We start from the raw sequence: 1,943 nt of genomic DNA, 5'->3' as shown, positions 1-1,943 counted from the left end.
CCCCTTTTTGAAAAAAGGGGTTCCCTCCCCCGGACCCCCCACCTTCCCCAAAAACTTTTTAAAGGGGGGACCAACCTCCCCCCGCCGTCAAAACCGTCAAAAGTTTTGGGAGGGGTCCAGGGGAACCTTTTTTCAAAAAGGTTCCCCTGGCCGCCGGAGGCATCCCTCCTCCCCCTTTCCCTGTTCCTAATTCCTAATAGCCAGGCGGCGTGACGTCGCCGGTAAAGACCATATTGCCACCGGTCAGCCAGAGCTGGGCATGGCCGAAAAGGCGCACCGTCACCGTATCGCCGGCGGTAAGGGCCGGCAGGTCGAGGCCGAACCGGGCGGAAACGTCGGTGAAGCGGCAGGGCGTTACGCCGGCCAGGGTGAAAATCGTGCGGCCGGCCGCCTCCACTGTCACCCGGTCGACGGCGCAGGCCAGACGCGGATACCAGAAGGTCGGGTAGCGCGTATGAGCCATGGGACGCGAAGCAAAGGCGGCCCCGGCGCGCAAGGTGATGGAGCCGGGCCGGGCGGGATCGAGGCTGTGGGCCACGGCATGGCCGGGGTACTCGTCGCTTTGGCCGATGACCACGTTGTCCGTGGCGGCCACGGCCAGGGGCACGGCGGCTTCGCCCGGACGCGGCCAGCCGTTTTTGAAATCCACGCGCGGGTCGTCGAGCTTCACGGCATTGGCCAGTGCCGCTTCCGGATCGGCCGGGGAACAGCCGGCAACAGCCCGGGCAAAGGACGGCACGTTCGGTAGCCCGGCGGCGATGTCCCGGGCGAGCAGTTGGTTGCCGAGCTTGGTCAGGTGAATCTCGTCGAAATAATATTGTCCGGCCCGGGCCACATCGGCGGCCACGGCCGCGTCGAAATCGGGCTGGGGATTGAGCACGAACGCGCCATCCTGCCGGGCGACCGCGGCATTGGCCTCGGGGAAGTAGGTCTTGCCGAAGCGGTACAGTGGCGTGGAGGCGTCGCGGACCACCTTGGACACATTCCCCGGCAACGGGTCCATGGCCAGCCAGGGATAGTCCACGAGCACGAACTCCCCGCCGTCCTTGCGCACCATGCCGGCCAGGGCCTTCATGTTGTCGCGGTAGCCGAACAGCTCGATTTTCTTGCGAAATATGGCCGGATCATCGGCCTTTTTCCCCTGCCCGGCCACGCCTCCGACCTTGGCGGCAAAGCGCTTGACCAGGGCGTAGAGGCTGACGTGGTCGTCCAGATACCGGTCGGTGCGCTCGAGAAAGCCGCCCTGCCGTCCGGCATTGGCCAAGCTTAGGAGCTTGTCCTTTTCCTTGGCAAAGGCGGCCGAGTCGTCGGCCAGGGTGCTGGCGGCCAGATCGTTTACCGCGTCCATGGCGATGACGAGGTCGGGCTCCAGTTTCGCCAGCTCGGTCCGGAAGCGGATGCGGGAATGCCAGCTGTGGTAGCCCATGACGCCGAGGTTCAGGACCTCGAAGCGCACCTTGCAGCCGCCGTAGACGCGCGTCAGCAGGTCTTCGAGCTGGGCCGGGAAGGAATTGGTCTTGTCCGCGCCCACGCCGTAGGTGGTGGAGCCGCCCAGGCACAGGATGCGGTAGACGCCCGGAGCCTTGGCCACGGGCACGGTCTTGCCGGCGGAGTCCTCGAAACGGCTGGGGGCGGCGTCGTGGCGCACGAGCCTATACCCCAGGTGTTCGTCGTACTGCACGACAAAGCCGGCGTCGCGGCCGTTTTCGGCGTTGAAAATCCGGGTCTGCCGCTCGCCGCCTTCCAGGTGGGCCAGGATCAGCCCCGCGCCCCACTCGAGCAAGGCGAAAAGCGCCACGTTGACCAGCACCACGCACAAGACGAACAGCCACTTGCGCCCGCCACGAACCGCCATCCGAACTCCTTGAAGTGTGTGTTAGAGGAATCGGGGGAGGGAACCCCTTTTTAAAAAAAGGGGTTCCCTCCCCCGATTCCTCTAACAC

At 65.3% G+C, this 1,943-nt stretch carries 1 protein-coding gene; it reads right to left on the bottom strand.

Annotation, left to right across the window (positions count from 1 at the left end; all coding sequences use genetic code 11):
- Positions 1-193: 193 nt before the first annotated feature.
- The gene (locus ACMZ6R_RS20400; protein WP_416114792.1) at positions 194-1,855 is read right to left on the bottom strand and encodes an SGNH/GDSL hydrolase family protein; all 1,662 of its coding nucleotides are present in this window, start codon (positions 1,853-1,855) and stop codon (positions 194-196) included.
- Positions 1,856-1,943: the final 88 nt, after the last annotated feature.

The sequence above is a fragment of the Solidesulfovibrio sp. C21 genome (assembly GCF_047785625.1).
Classification (GTDB): Bacteria; Desulfobacterota; Desulfovibrionia; order Desulfovibrionales; family Desulfovibrionaceae; genus Solidesulfovibrio.
Note: the sequence above shows the minus strand (reverse complement) of the source record. Positions and strands in the feature narration are given on the sequence as shown.

What these genes read in the sequence shown, in the direction of transcription:
- ACMZ6R_RS20400 (WP_416114792.1), bottom strand. Translation starts at nt 1,855, where the DNA reads ATGGCGGTTCGTGGCGGGCGCAAGTGGCTGTTCGTCTTGTGCGTGGTG.